This is a genomic window from Flavobacterium olei (assembly GCF_039749035.1).
GTDB lineage: Bacteria > Bacteroidota > Bacteroidia > Flavobacteriales > Flavobacteriaceae > Flavobacterium > Flavobacterium olei.
This window is the reverse complement of the sequence record NZ_JBDKWC010000002.1, coordinates 768,051-780,308: the sequence shown is the minus strand read 5'-3', so window position 1 is coordinate 780,308 and position 12,258 is coordinate 768,051. Positions and strand designations below refer to the sequence as shown.

Genomic DNA, 12,258 nt, shown 5'->3' with positions numbered 1-12,258 from the left:
ACCTCTTTGTGCCTTTTATAGGGAGAAAAAGATACAAGTGTTCCGAAGCTTCGGTAGCGAACCGAACCTCATTGAAATACAATAAATTGTTGCTTCAAAAAATCTAAAAACTGGATTCTAAAATCTACTTTCTTTTCTTTATCTTTGCGCACTTAAAAAACAGAGCACAAAATGGCATTATCAGAACAAGAAATCATTAGAAGAGAAAAACTTCAAAACTTACGCAACCTGGGAATCAATCCTTATCCGGCAAATCTTTTTCCTGTAGATCATACATCTAAGCAGATAAAGGAAACTTTTGAAGAGGGTAAAAAGGTCATCGTTGCGGGACGTTTAATGAGTGTTCGTGATCAGGGTAAAGCTTGTTTTGCTGAATTACAAGACAGCGAAGGACGTATTCAATTGTATGTTACCCGAGATGTTTTGTGTGAAGGCGATGATAAAACTTTGTACAATACGGTTTTTAAAAAGCTAACCGATTTAGGAGATTTTATTGGTATTGAAGGTGAATTGTTTACTACACAAGTTGGTGCACAATGTATTCGCGTTAAAGGTTTTACCTTCTTGAGTAAAACGTTACGTCCGCTTCCTTTGCCAAGAGTTGATATTGACGGAAATGTACACGATGCTTTTAAAGATGCTGAATTGCGTTACAGAATGCGTTATGTAGATTTAACTGTGAATCCGCAGGTTAAAGAAACTTTCATTAAACGTACAAAATTGTTTACTGCAATGCGTGGTTATTTTAACGACGCTGGATATTTGGAGGTTGATACTCCGGTTTTACAATCGATTCCGGGTGGAGCTTCTGCGCGTCCGTTTATTACCCACCATAATTCGCTTGATATTCCGCTTTACATGCGTATTGCAAACGAATTGTATTTAAAAAGATTAATTGTTGGTGGGTTTGAAGGTGTTTATGAATTCTCTCGTAACTTTAGAAATGAAGGTATGGACAGAACCCATAATCCTGAATTTACCGCAATGGAAATATATGTAGCCTACAAAGACTACAATTGGATGATGGAATTTGCTGAAGGTTTGCTTGAACATTGCGCTATTGCTGTAAACGGAACAAGTGAGGTTACTTTTGGCGAACACCAAATTAACTTTAAAGCGCCTTATGCGCGTGTTACAATGACCGATTCTATTAAACATTTTACTGGTTTTGATATTTCAGGTAAAACAGAAGAAGAATTGTTTGAAGCTGCCAGAGGAATGGGAATTGAGGTTGATAAAACAATGGGTAAAGGAAAATTGATTGACGAAATTTTTGGAGCGAAATGCGAGGGAAATTACATTCAGCCAACTTTTATTACCGATTACCCAAAAGAAATGTCACCGCTTTGCAAAGAGCACCGTGATAATCCTGATTTGACGGAGCGTTTTGAATTAATGGTTTGCGGAAAAGAAATTGCAAATGCATATTCTGAATTGAATGACCCAATTGATCAGAGAGAGCGTTTTGAAGATCAAATGCGTCTGGCTGCAAAAGGTGATGACGAAGCAAACGGAATTATCGATGAAGACTTCTTAAGAGCGCTTGAATACGGTATGCCGCCAACATCAGGAATGGGAATTGGAATGGATCGTTTGATTATGTATTTGACAAACAACGCTTCTATACAGGAAGTTTTATTGTTCCCACAAATGCGTCCGGAGAAAAAACTTTCTCAAATTGAATTAAATGATGAAGAGAAAATAATTATCACTCTTTTAAAAGCCAACGAAAATAAAATGGAATTGGCACAATTAAAAGTTGCTGCTAATCTAAGTGGTAAAAAATGGGATTCTTCTATGAAAAACTTATCTAAACACGGTTTGACTAAAGTTGCCGTTGATGGTGAGTTTAAGTTTGTGGAATTGGTGGGGTAATTTGTCTTATCTTATTATATTTATAGCCCGACAGATTAATTCTGACGGGCTTTTTTATTAACTTTACATAACTGCGAATAATCAAAAATTTTAATTATGGGTACTCTGGAAATAAAACTGGAAATATTTGATAAACTTAAAAATATTGAAGATGTAAGTTTGTTGGAAAAGATTAGAAACCTTCTAAAAACTGCAGATGCTTCTGATGTTTATGAATTTGAATCATATGAATTGGATATGCTTAAGGAAAGCGAAGATGATATAAAATACGGAAGAGTAATATCTCAAGAAGATTTAGACAAAGAAGATTTAGAATGGCTGTCAAAATAATTTGGACTAAAACTGCTTCTTCACAAAGAAGAAAAATTTTATATTACTGGAAAGAAAGAAATAAATCAGCAACTTATTCAAAAAAATTACTTGCTGAAATATCAGAAAGAGTTCAATTTTTAGTTAGTAATCCTGAAATATACATTAAAACAAGTTTTCCTGATATTAGAGCATCCACTTTGGGACATTATAACATTTTTTATAAGTCAACCTCAACAGAGCTTATCATAGTAGCATTTTGGGATAATCGTAGAAATCCAAAAACACTTTCTAAAATATTAAAGAAATAACATTATTTAAACCCTGTCAGGTTTTGTATTTTAATTCTAAAACGAATACCTCTCCAACTTATTCTCATAAATATCCAAAACCTTTGTAGTTTCTTTCGGAACTTCACCTTTCCATTTTTCTTCTATTGAAGGGTTTGATGGATATTTTCCGCTTTTTATTTTTACGAGATGATATAAACCCCCGCTTTTCATTAAAAGATCATAAAATTTTTCGGTAGAAGTTGTCGTAACTAAAATCGGAAAATCGGTTACTGTAAATTTGTTGATTAAACTTCCGTCATTATTTAAAATAAAACCTGAGCAACCGCCGCTTCCGCAGAAATAGGAATTAGAGAAGCCAACAAAATATTCGTCTTTTTTATCATTATTTAAATCGAAAGCTTCATAAAAGAAAAAACGATCTTCTTTTGTCATCGCTGAAAGATCATTTTTAAGTAAAATTAAAAGCTGTTTTCTAATCAATTTAACTGTTTTATTGTCATTTTCTTCAACCTCACTTAAATCAGCGGTTCCTGCAACTGTTTTAGAAAGCGTATCCAGTGCAATCGCTTTTACAATATTCTGTTTGGTTTTATCTTTATTTTGACAGGAAGAAAAGGCTAGAATTCCAACCATCAGCAAGATTATATTTTTCATAATTTGATATTTACATTTGCATAAAAAATTTCATCATTAAATTACAAAAAATATATGACAAACTCTTATGTTAAACCAACAGTGCTGCTTTATTGTCAATATCATTCTCAATTAGCAGTGATTTTATATTATTAAAAGTGACCAATGCGATCTGTGTTAAAGCTTCATTGGTAAAAAATGCCTGATGCGCCGTTACCAATACATTCGGAAAACTCATTAATCGCTGGATATTATCATCCTGAATAATATCGGCAGAAAGATCTCTGAAAAAAAGTTTTTCTTCCTGTTCATAAACATCAATTCCGAGATAAGCTATTTTACCTTCTTTAAGGCCTTCAATTACCGAAGAGGTTTCTATTAATCCGCCACGGCTTGTATTGATGATTATAACGTGGTCTTTCATAAAATTAATGGAAGTTTTATTGATGATATGTTTTGTCTGATCATTTAGAGGACAATGAAGCGAAATAATATCACTTGACTTAAATATTTCTTCCAGAGAAACAAAACTCACACCATCGCTAATCATTTCATCGTTTTGAACAATATCATAAGCCAAAACTTTACAGCCAAAACCTAAGGCTATTTTTGCGAAAGCTTTACCGATATTTCCGGTTCCGATAATTCCGATTGTTTTTCCAAACAAATCAAAACCCAATAAACCGTTTAACGCAAAATTCTGTTCGCGAACTCTGTTATAAGCTTTATGCGTTTTTCTGTTTAAGGTCAAGATCATTGCCATAGCATGTTCGGCAACTGCCTGAGGTGAATATGCGGGCACACGGCAAACTTTTATTCCGTATTTTTTTGCGGCTTCCAGATCGACATTATTAAATCCGGCACAACGCAAAGCAATTATTTTTACATCTTTTTCTGAAAGTTGTTTAATAACACTTTCATTGACGATATCATTTACAAAAACGCATACAATTTCGCATTTTTCGATCAAAGCCACCGTCTGCGGATTGAGCTGTGTTTCGAAAAAATCCAATTGAAAACCAAAGTCAGCATTATAAGTATTGAAAAAAGCTCTGTCATAAGGCTGAGTAGAGAAAAAAGCGATTTTATTGTTTTTTAAAATATTTAGTTCCATAATATCCTGTTTTCAATTGTAATTAGTTGATAGTCTAAAAATAAACAAATAAATACTTACTTTTATATTGTGATGTTATTTTAAAATATTAGCTTTCAATTTGTTAAATATTTTATAAATCTCAGCTTGTCATTAAACCAATTAATAGAGATAAAGTCTAATTGCTATAAACAATTAAAAAAACTTAAAATGAAAAAATTATTTATCGCAGCTTTGTTATTCGTTGGAATGGCAGGTTTTGCACAAGACATGGATCAAAAAGAGACCCGTGATCATAAAGAAAGAATGACTCCTGAACAAAGAAATGAAAAACAATTGCAAAAATTGACTTCAGAACTAACTCTGGATGCTAACCAACAAGTACAGGTAAAACAACTTCTGGCCGAAAGAAGCGCTAAAGCTGAAAAATTCAGAGAGGCCCGCAAAGACAGAAAAGACAACAATGTAAAACCTACTGCTGAAGAAAAAGTCGCTTTCAAAAAACAAATGGAAGATGAAGTTGCTGCAAACGATGCCAAAATGAAATCTATCTTAAAAGCAGACCAATATACAAAATGGAAAACTTTACAAGAGGAGAAAAAAGAGAAGATGAAGGATAAAATGAAAGAACGAAAAGAAAAAATCTAATAAAAAAGAGGCCTTGTAAGGCCTCTTTTTTTTATCATTAAATTAAAACGTTTTCGAAACTTTATCGATCGCATTAATTGTAAAGTCTAAATCCTCATAAGTCAGTGCATCTGTAATAAACCAGGTTTCATAAGCAGATGGTGCAATATAAACACCTTCATTTAATAATCCGTGGAAGAATTTCTTAAAGGTTTCGTTATCTCCTTTTGCGGCTGTTTGAAAATCGGTAACCGGATTTGCATCAAAATGTACAGAAATCATAGAACCTACCCTGTTAATCGTAAATTCAACATTATTGGCTTTTAAAACCTTGTCAATTCCTGCTTCAAGATATGCTGTTTTTTCTTCTAAACGGCTGAAGATTGCTGCATCATTATTTAATGCCTGTAACATTGCCAATCCAGCAGCCATCGCCAGAGGATTTCCAGACAATGTTCCGGCCTGATAAACCGGTCCTAATGGAGCAAGATGGTTCATAATCTCTTCTCTTGCTGCAAAGGCTCCAACAGGAAGTCCCCCGCCTATTACTTTTCCGAAAGTCACAATATCGGCAGCAATATTAAATAATTCCTGAACACCTCCTTTTGCCAGACGGAAACCCGTCATAACCTCATCAAAAATTAATAAAATTCCGTTTGCAGAACATAAATCCCTTAAACCTTGCAGGAAACCTTTTTGAGGTGGAATACAACCCATATTTCCGGCAACTGGTTCGATAATAATAGCAGCAATTTCGTTTTGATTCGCTTCTATTAAAGTTTTTACATTCTCTAAATCATTGTATTTTGCCAGCAAAGTATCTTTTGCAGTTCCTTCTGTAACACCCGGACTATTTGGAGCCCCAAAAGTTACGGCGCCACTTCCGGCCTGAATCAAAAATGAATCTGAATGTCCGTGATAACAGCCGGCAAATTTAATTATTTTATCTCTTTTTGTAAATCCTCTCGCCAGACGAATCGCGCTCATACAAGCTTCTGTACCTGAATTTACAAAACGAATTTTATCTATATTTGGAACCATTGAAACGGCCAAAGCAGCAATTTCAGTTTCCAGTTCCGTCGGCATTCCAAATGAAGTTCCCAGTTTTGCCTTTTCAATAACAGCATCTACAACTGGCTGATAAGCATGTCCCAAAACCATTGGTCCCCAGGAATTGATGTAATCAATTAATTTATTTCCGTCTTCATCATACAAATAAGCACCTTTGGCACTTTTTACAAAAATCGGAGTTCCACCAACAGCTTTAAATGCACGAACCGGCGAATTTACTCCCCCCGGAATAACTTTTTCTGCTTCAGCAAAAAGCTGACTACTTCTTTTATATAACATTTTTATTTTAGATTTTAGATTTATGAGCTTAGATTTTAGATTTATGCTATCTGCTTAAACCTTGATCTCGTACAAACTCATTAAAATATTTTTGTTCTATTTGTTCATTTTTAGAAAGTTCTTCAACTTTCATATCAGACATTCCTTTAGGAGAATAAAATCTCCATTTTAAAGTCGGTCGGTGTTTTATAAAAAAATGATTATCTGCAAATTCATCATGAACATAAACGCCGCAAAAAAGCCTTATACTTAAAAACAATACGAAAGTGAAAATTGCAATCGAAATTTTCTTTCTCATAACTTATAACTCATAACTCTACTTCACTTTTAATTTTTGCCCAATAGAAATTGCATTATCGGAGAGATTATTCTTTTGTTTCAAATCGTCGACTAGTAAGTTGAATTTTTTCGAGATCGAATACAAGGTATCTCCTTTTTGAACTTCATACAAATTAGGATCGTTAGAATTTGCTTTTGTATTGGAATATGACCCTGAAGATGAACTTTTTGACGGAGTCGTTTTGCTAATTGCAACATAAGTCTTTCCGGTAACCTGACAATCGTACTGGTGCAAATTATATCGTTCTATGTAGCTGATTAATTTATCCGGATAATTGGGATCGGTTGCATAACCGCAGGCTCTTAATCCTTTTGCCCAGGATTTATAATCGTCTTTTTCATAGGTAAAAAGCGATTCATATCTTTTTTTTCCAACCAAAAATAAAGCGTGATCTCTGTAAGATTCTGATGCCTGAGGATATTTTCTAAAACACTCCTGAGCCGAATCATCGTCATGACGAACACTTTCGCCAAGCCAGTCTTTATGACATTTTATTCCGAAGTGATTATTGGCTTCTACTGCCAAATCACCTTTTCCTGCACCCGATTCCAAAATTCCCTGTGCCAGAATAATGCTGGCCGGAATTCCGTATGTTTTCATATTGCCAACAGCAATGTCTTTGTACTGTAAAATATAATTATTGATTAAATCGCTGGTTACAACAGTTTTGGAAGTCGACTGAATAACCTCTGTTGTATTATTTGTAGAAGGATAATTTTTACCGATTGGTTTTACGGGAGTGCTTCTTTTTGTTGAGGCGGTTCTGGTCTGGACGGCAGCCGCTTTTTTAGTCGTCGCTATGGCAGGCTTGCTCGAAGAACAACTTGCTAAAGCTAATATTACAAGAAGTAATACAATTTTTTTAATCATTGGTTTTGAGTATTGGTAATTTCTTCTGCTTCAATTTCAAATTCATACCTTCAATTCCCTGCAGTCCGCCGGTGTGAATGAGTAAAATTTTTGAATTTTCAGGAAAATATTTTTTGTTTATTAAGTCTATAACGCCAAAAACCATCTTTCCTGTATAAATTGGATCTAAAGGCACATTTGTTTCTTCAAAAAAAGAATTGATAAATTCAATTAATTCTAAATTTACCTTGCCATAACCTCCAAAATGATAGTCAGAAATTAAATTCCAGTTATCTTTTTTTGCAAAAATACGAATTTCATCTTGTAAAAAGTCACCTTTTAACGCCGGAAAGCCTAAAATTCTCTGATTTTCCTTTGCGCTTTTTATCAAACCCGAAATTGTTCCGCCGGTTCCGACTGCACAGCAAACATAATTAAAATCTGAATCTTCCTCTGTTAAAATTTCTTCGCATCCTTTTACAGCCAGTTCGTTTGTGCCGCCTTCGGGAACCAAATAAAAGTCTCCAAACTTTTGCTTTAATTTTTCTATAAATGAAATTTCACTCTTTAATCGATAATCTTCTCTCGAAACAAATTCGAAATGCATTCCGTTTTCATGAGCAAATTTTAGTGTCGGATTTTCCTCCCATTTATCTAAAAGTTCGTCACCCCGAATGATTCCGATTGTTTTAAAATCCTGCTCCTTTCCCGCATACGCCACAGCGGCAATATGATTGGAAAATGCCCCGCCAAAAGTCAGAACAATTTCTTTATTCTCGGCTTTCGCCTGAAGTAAATTGTATTTGAGTTTTCTGAATTTATTTCCCGAAACAAAAGGATGAATCAAATCTTCCCGCTTGATAACCAGCGAAATATTATTTGGAAACTTAATATTTATTTTTTGATTGAAAACAGAATTCATTTTAATTTGATATAGTTTAAAAACTGAAAAAAAGTTCTGTTTTTTAAATATTGCAAGTTCGTTTCATTTGCATAAGCTTCTCTCTCAAAACTCAAATTTCTATAGGCAAGATCGGTATTTCTATATTGAAATAAACGAATGGCATATTCTAAAAAGTACCAAATAAAAAACGGGATTACAAGCATCTCTAACTGCTGTTGCAAATGTATTTTTTCATGATTAATAAAAACTTCGTTCTTTTTATCAAAATCATATTTCATCAAAACAAACGGAAATACAGCCATTCCACGATACCCTTTAGGAATTAAATATTTAGCAACAATCAGAAACATTAGCTGTAAAATTTATAAATTTGTAGTTATAAAATTGTTTGATTTCAATAAAATCACAATCAGATATTCTTATTTTTGATTTTAAATTTATTAAAATGAAACTTTAAAATGGTTTATGAAAGAGCAAAGTAATGAAAATAAATTAATCGAAGGCGAAGATTTCTACTATACTCCCGAAGGTTACAAATGCTTTACCGAAAAACACCACTTAAAACGGGGATATTGTTGTAAAAGCGGCTGCCGTCACTGTCCGTACGGATATGATAAGAGAACGGGGCAAATTAGAAAATCGTTATAAAGAATAAATCAATTATGAAGGTTTTTATAAATAAATATATACCCGAAGCAGGCTTAAAACTCCTTCAGAAAAAAGGAATTGACCTTACTATAAATCCAACAGAAAATATTTTATCCAGAGAAGAATTTATAAAAATCTGTCAGGAAAATGATGTTCTTTTAAATGTTGGAACCAATAAATTAGACGAATTTTTTTTTGAACAATGTCCGAATTTAAAAGGTATTGCCTTGTTTTCAGTAGGATTTGATTCAGTAAATATCCCATCTGCAAACAGCCGCAAAATTCCTGTTGGAAATACTCCGGATGTTTTAAGTCGGGCAACTTCAGATATAGCTTTCTTGTTGATGCAGAGTGTGGCGAGAAAATCATTTTTTAATCACAAAAAAATTTTAAACGACGAATGGGGAAGTTTTGATCCATTAGCACATTTAGGTCAGGAACTTTACGGCAAAACCCTTGGGATTTTTGGTTTAGGAAGAATTGGTTTTGAAATGGCTAAAAAGTGCAAAGCTGCATTTGAAATGAACATTATTTATCACAATCGTTCTCATAACGAAGAAGCTGAGAAAGAACTGGACGCAAAATATGTGGATTTTGAAACCTTACTTTCACAAAGTGATGTTTTAAGTGTTCATTCCAATTACACTGAAGAAAACAATGAGATTTTCAATAAAAAAACTTTTGCCAAAATGAAATCTAATGCGATTTTTATCAATACAGCAAGAGGAAAATTTCAAAATGAAAATGATCTATTTCACGCTTTAACAAATGATATAATCTGGGGCGCCGGACTCGATGTTAGCAATCCGGAACCGATGAAAGCAGATAACCCTTTATTGTCACTTCCAAATTGTTGTGTTTTACCACATATAGGTTCCGCGACATATGAGGCAAGAAATGGAATGGCAATTTGTGCTGCACAAAATATTATAGCGCTTTTTGAAAATAAAAAAATGCCGTTTTGTGTCAATGAAGAAGTTTATTCTTAAGTGATAACGTGGCAATTTGAGAATTAGAAAATTGAATTAAATTCCAATTTTATAATTCCAATCTAAAATCAGAAATCTAAAATATACAAAATGGATATTCGTTCAAGAAAATTTAGAATTACGATTCATAAATCGTATCATCGGTCGGATATCCGTTATCCTTAGTTTTTTTAATTGGAAAATGTGCCAATTTGAAAATTAGATAATTTAAATAAATTCCAATTTCCAATTTCATTAATTAAAATTTTGGTCGCATTTGAACCAAAGAACAGAAAAATTAATCTGCTGATAATCTGTCTAAAACACCTTAGCAACTCAGAATCTCAGTAACTTAGCACCTTGAAAAAAAAATGACCTTTCAACAAGAAATACAGCAGGGAATTCCTTCAATATTACCTCCTAAAAAAGAATACGATCCTACTATAAATCATGCTCCGAAACGAAAAGAAATCCTTTCGGCAGAAGAAAAAAAACTGGCATTAAAAAATGCTCTGCGCTATTTTGAACCTAAACATCAGGCCGAATTAATTCCTGAATTTTCGGAAGAATTAGAAAAATACGGACGTATTTATATGTACCGGTTTCGTCCGGAATACAAAATGTATGCGAGACCAATTGACGAATATCCGGGAAAATCGCTGCAGGCAAAAGCCATCATGCACATGATTCAGAACAATCTGGACTATGCTGTGGCGCAACATCCGCACGAATTGATTACATACGGAGGAAACGGCGCTGTTTTCCAGAACTGGGCACAATATTTACTAACGATGCAATATTTGTCTGAAATGACAGACGAGCAGACGTTAACAATGTATTCAGGACATCCCATGGGATTATTTCCTTCCCACAAAGAAGCGCCGAGAGTCGTGGTAACTAACGGAATGGTAATTCCGAATTATTCTAAACCCGATGATTGGGAAAAAATGAATGCTTTGGGCGTTTCGCAATACGGGCAAATGACCGCAGGAAGTTATATGTATATTGGCCCTCAGGGAATTGTGCACGGAACCACAATTACGGTTTTAAATGGTTTCAGAAAAATAAAACTGAATCCGGAAGGAAATTTGTTCGTAACTTCTGGTTTGGGCGGAATGTCTGGCGCACAGCCAAAAGCAGGAAATATTGCCGGTTGTATTACGGTCTGCGCCGAAGTGAATCCAAAAATTACTAAAATTCGCCACGAGCAGGGATGGATAAACGAGATTGTAACTTCGACCGAAGAATTAGTAGCCAGGGTAAATTCGGCGAAAGCCAAAAAAGAAACTGTCTCTATTGCTTATTTAGGAAATGTGGTAGATGTCTGGGAATGTTTTGATAAGGAAAACATCAAAATCGATTTGGGTTCAGACCAGACTTCGCTTCATAATCCCTGGGCGGGAGGTTATTATCCTGTCGGAATTTCTTTTGAAGAGGCTAACAAAATGATGGCCGAAAATCCGGCATTATTTAAAGAAAAAGTGCAGCAAACGTTACGCCGACACGCCGATGCAATCAACAAACACACTGCAAAAGGAACTTATTTCTTCGATTACGGAAATGCCTTTTTATTAGAAGCTTCGCGCGCCGGAGCTGATGTAATGGCTGAAAATAATATCGATTTTAAATATCCGAGTTACGTTCAGGATATTATGGGGCCAATGTGTTTTGATTATGGTTTTGGGCCTTTTCGTTGGGTTTGTACTTCTGGAAAACCGGAAGATCTGTTAAAGACTGATGCGATTGCTTCTCAGGTTTTAGAAGAAATGGCTAAAACCGCTCCATCTGAAATTCAGCAGCAAATGCAGGATAACATTAAATGGATAAAAGGCGCGCAGGAAAACAAATTGGTTGTTGGCTCTCAGGCACGTATTTTATACGCTGATGCAGAAGGCAGAATTAAAATTGCAGAAGCATTTAATCAGGCGATTTCTAAAGGCGAAATTGGAACGGTTGTATTAGGACGCGATCATCACGATGTTTCGGGAACGGATTCTCCTTACAGAGAAACTTCAAATATCTACGATGGCTCCCGTTTTACGGCAGATATGGCCATTCAGAACGTTATTGGAGACAGTTTTAGAGGTGCCACCTGGGTATCTATTCATAACGGCGGAGGCGTTGGCTGGGGAGAGGTTATAAATGGTGGTTTTGGTATGGTTCTTGATGGTTCTAAAGAAGCATCAAAACGCTTAGCATCAATGCTTTTCTGGGATGTTAACAACGGAATTTCAAGACGAAGCTGGGCTCGAAATCAAGGTGCTGTTTTTGCTATAAAACGTGCAATGGAAATTGAACCTTTACTAAAAGTTACCTTGCCGAATACGGTTGATGAGCGTTTGCTTTAACAGAATCGAGAACATTTAATA

Annotated in this window: 14 protein-coding genes; 7 read left to right on the top strand and 7 right to left on the bottom strand. The window is 34.7% G+C overall.

From position 1 onward, the window contains the following. Nucleotides 1-171 precede the first annotated feature (171 nt). The 3 genes from lysS (at nucleotide 172) to ABEB31_RS07410 (ending at nucleotide 2,495) form a co-directional block, all read left to right on the top strand. Complete coding sequence (gene lysS, locus ABEB31_RS07420; protein ID WP_347050710.1) at nucleotides 172-1,875, top strand: lysine--tRNA ligase; 1,704 nt, start codon at nucleotides 172-174, stop codon at nucleotides 1,873-1,875. Nucleotides 1,876-1,971: 96 nt separating this feature from the next. Next, a complete protein-coding gene (locus ABEB31_RS07415; protein WP_347050709.1) occupies nucleotides 1,972-2,205 on the top strand; it encodes a hypothetical protein in 234 nt (77 codons plus the stop codon). After that, nucleotides 2,190-2,495: a type II toxin-antitoxin system RelE/ParE family toxin gene (locus tag ABEB31_RS07410; RefSeq protein ID WP_347050708.1), complete on the top strand. Its 306-nt coding sequence runs from the start codon at nucleotides 2,190-2,192 to the stop codon at nucleotides 2,493-2,495. Before ABEB31_RS07415 ends, ABEB31_RS07410 begins: the two co-directional genes overlap by 16 nt. Before the next feature lie 36 nt (nucleotides 2,496-2,531). On the opposite strand, the gene ABEB31_RS07405 is transcribed toward ABEB31_RS07410, so the two are convergent. Together ABEB31_RS07405 and ABEB31_RS07400 are read right to left on the bottom strand one after the other, a co-directional pair. Then, nucleotides 2,532-3,131: a hypothetical protein gene (locus tag ABEB31_RS07405; RefSeq protein ID WP_347050707.1), complete on the bottom strand. Its 600-nt coding sequence runs from the start codon at nucleotides 3,129-3,131 to the stop codon at nucleotides 2,532-2,534. 70 nt (nucleotides 3,132-3,201) lie between these two features. Further along, entirely contained in the window at nucleotides 3,202-4,224 is a 1,023-nt protein-coding gene (locus ABEB31_RS07400) for a 2-hydroxyacid dehydrogenase (RefSeq protein WP_347050706.1), read from the bottom strand. Nucleotides 4,225-4,413: 189 nt separating this feature from the next. Between ABEB31_RS07400 and ABEB31_RS07395 the strand changes: the two genes are divergently transcribed. Continuing rightward, a complete protein-coding gene (locus ABEB31_RS07395) occupies nucleotides 4,414-4,851 on the top strand; it encodes a DUF4890 domain-containing protein (protein WP_347050705.1) in 438 nt (145 codons plus the stop codon). Between the two features lie 42 nt (nucleotides 4,852-4,893). Here ABEB31_RS07395 and hemL read toward each other — a convergent pair whose 3' ends face one another. The 5 genes from hemL to ABEB31_RS07370 are packed head-to-tail and all read right to left on the bottom strand — an operon-like array spanning nucleotide 4,894 to nucleotide 8,623. Then, nucleotides 4,894-6,180, bottom strand: a complete 1,287-nt coding sequence (gene hemL / locus ABEB31_RS07390; protein ID WP_347050704.1) for a glutamate-1-semialdehyde 2,1-aminomutase — start codon at nucleotides 6,178-6,180, stop codon at nucleotides 4,894-4,896. Between the two features lie 46 nt (nucleotides 6,181-6,226). Continuing rightward, nucleotides 6,227-6,478, bottom strand: coding sequence for a hypothetical protein (locus ABEB31_RS07385; RefSeq protein ID WP_347050703.1), 252 nt, complete (start codon nucleotides 6,476-6,478; stop codon nucleotides 6,227-6,229). A gap of 18 nt (nucleotides 6,479-6,496) precedes the next feature. Then, the gene (locus ABEB31_RS07380) at nucleotides 6,497-7,390 is read right to left on the bottom strand and encodes a glucosaminidase domain-containing protein (RefSeq protein WP_347050702.1); all 894 of its coding nucleotides are present in this window, start codon (nucleotides 7,388-7,390) and stop codon (nucleotides 6,497-6,499) included. Then, on the bottom strand, nucleotides 7,383-8,291 hold the full coding sequence (locus ABEB31_RS07375) for a 1-aminocyclopropane-1-carboxylate deaminase/D-cysteine desulfhydrase (RefSeq protein ID WP_347050701.1): 909 nt from the start codon (nucleotides 8,289-8,291) through the stop codon (nucleotides 7,383-7,385). Before ABEB31_RS07375 ends, ABEB31_RS07380 begins: the two co-directional genes overlap by 8 nt. After that, nucleotides 8,288-8,623, bottom strand: coding sequence for a hypothetical protein (locus tag ABEB31_RS07370; protein ID WP_347050700.1), 336 nt, complete (start codon nucleotides 8,621-8,623; stop codon nucleotides 8,288-8,290). The genes ABEB31_RS07375 and ABEB31_RS07370 overlap by 4 nt, the downstream gene beginning before the upstream one ends. Nucleotides 8,624-8,738: 115 nt before the next feature. Between ABEB31_RS07370 and ABEB31_RS07365 the strand changes: the two genes are divergently transcribed. The 3 genes from ABEB31_RS07365 (at nucleotide 8,739) to hutU (ending at nucleotide 12,237) form a co-directional block, all read left to right on the top strand. After that, nucleotides 8,739-8,921: a C1orf53 family protein gene (locus ABEB31_RS07365; RefSeq protein ID WP_347050699.1), complete on the top strand. Its 183-nt coding sequence runs from the start codon at nucleotides 8,739-8,741 to the stop codon at nucleotides 8,919-8,921. 14 nt (nucleotides 8,922-8,935) lie between these two features. Further along, nucleotides 8,936-9,910, top strand: coding sequence for a 2-hydroxyacid dehydrogenase (locus ABEB31_RS07360; RefSeq protein ID WP_347050698.1), 975 nt, complete (start codon nucleotides 8,936-8,938; stop codon nucleotides 9,908-9,910). Between the two features lie 350 nt (nucleotides 9,911-10,260). Then, nucleotides 10,261-12,237 carry a urocanate hydratase gene (hutU, locus tag ABEB31_RS07355; protein ID WP_347050697.1) on the top strand — a complete coding sequence of 659 codons (1,977 nt, stop codon included), beginning with the start codon at nucleotides 10,261-10,263 and terminating at the stop codon, nucleotides 12,235-12,237. Nucleotides 12,238-12,258: the final 21 nt, after the last annotated feature.

Bases quoted from the DNA above. Each gene is read 5' to 3' on its own strand.
- lysS (WP_347050710.1), top strand. From the start codon at position 172: ATGGCATTATCAGAACAAGAAATCATTAGAAGAGAAAAACTTCAAAAC.
- ABEB31_RS07415 (WP_347050709.1), top strand. From the start codon at position 1,972: ATGGGTACTCTGGAAATAAAACTGGAAATATTTGATAAACTTAAAAAT.
- ABEB31_RS07410 (WP_347050708.1), top strand. From the start codon at position 2,190: ATGGCTGTCAAAATAATTTGGACTAAAACTGCTTCTTCACAAAGAAGA.
- ABEB31_RS07405 (WP_347050707.1), bottom strand. From the start codon at position 3,131: ATGAAAAATATAATCTTGCTGATGGTTGGAATTCTAGCCTTTTCTTCC.
- ABEB31_RS07400 (WP_347050706.1), bottom strand. From the start codon at position 4,224: ATGGAACTAAATATTTTAAAAAACAATAAAATCGCTTTTTTCTCTACT.
- ABEB31_RS07395 (WP_347050705.1), top strand. From the start codon at position 4,414: ATGAAAAAATTATTTATCGCAGCTTTGTTATTCGTTGGAATGGCAGGT.
- hemL (WP_347050704.1), bottom strand. From the start codon at position 6,180: ATGTTATATAAAAGAAGTAGTCAGCTTTTTGCTGAAGCAGAAAAAGTT.
- ABEB31_RS07385 (WP_347050703.1), bottom strand. From the start codon at position 6,478: ATGAGAAAGAAAATTTCGATTGCAATTTTCACTTTCGTATTGTTTTTA.
- ABEB31_RS07380 (WP_347050702.1), bottom strand. From the start codon at position 7,390: ATGATTAAAAAAATTGTATTACTTCTTGTAATATTAGCTTTAGCAAGT.
- ABEB31_RS07375 (WP_347050701.1), bottom strand. From the start codon at position 8,291: ATGAATTCTGTTTTCAATCAAAAAATAAATATTAAGTTTCCAAATAAT.
- ABEB31_RS07370 (WP_347050700.1), bottom strand. From the start codon at position 8,623: ATGTTTCTGATTGTTGCTAAATATTTAATTCCTAAAGGGTATCGTGGA.
- ABEB31_RS07365 (WP_347050699.1), top strand. From the start codon at position 8,739: ATGAAAGAGCAAAGTAATGAAAATAAATTAATCGAAGGCGAAGATTTC.
- ABEB31_RS07360 (WP_347050698.1), top strand. From the start codon at position 8,936: ATGAAGGTTTTTATAAATAAATATATACCCGAAGCAGGCTTAAAACTC.
- hutU (WP_347050697.1), top strand. From the start codon at position 10,261: ATGACCTTTCAACAAGAAATACAGCAGGGAATTCCTTCAATATTACCT.